1 pseudogene is annotated in these 389 nt (G+C 48.8%); it reads left to right on the top strand.

Annotated features, from left to right (window positions below):
* Positions 1-309 (top strand): annotated as a pseudogene (locus tag QN395_RS21505) (transposase); the annotation flags it as partial.
* Between the last annotated feature and the right edge of the window lie 80 nt (positions 310-389).

Genomic DNA, 389 nt, shown 5'->3' with positions numbered 1-389 from the left:
GTCGATGAGATGGATGAAAAAATTCAGCAATGGCACCGCTCTTCAGAGACGAGTAGAAAGCTTGCTGAAATCCCAGGAATAGGTCCCATCACTGCCACGGCATTGGTGGCATCAATTGGCGATGCTAAGAACTTCGATAACGGGCGTCAGCTAGCTGCATGGCTAGGGCTTGTTCCGCGACAGCACTCCAGTGGTGGCAAATCAGTGCTTCTAGGCATCAGCAAACGGGGCGACACTTATTTACGCACACTATTGATTCATGGAGCAAGAGCAGTGATCCGATTTGCCGAAGCTAAGCCATCGACTAATGGGTGTTAAACAGCGCAGAGAATTTTCCACTTCAATTGAAATTCAGCGTCCAGGTAATTTTCGTCGATCCAATAGCCGCA

The organism is Undibacterium sp. RTI2.2, assembly GCF_035018705.1.
Lineage (GTDB): Bacteria > Pseudomonadota > Gammaproteobacteria > Burkholderiales > Burkholderiaceae_D > Undibacterium.
The sequence above is the reverse complement of the archived record's forward strand: the minus strand, read 5'-3'. Positions and strand labels throughout refer to the sequence as shown.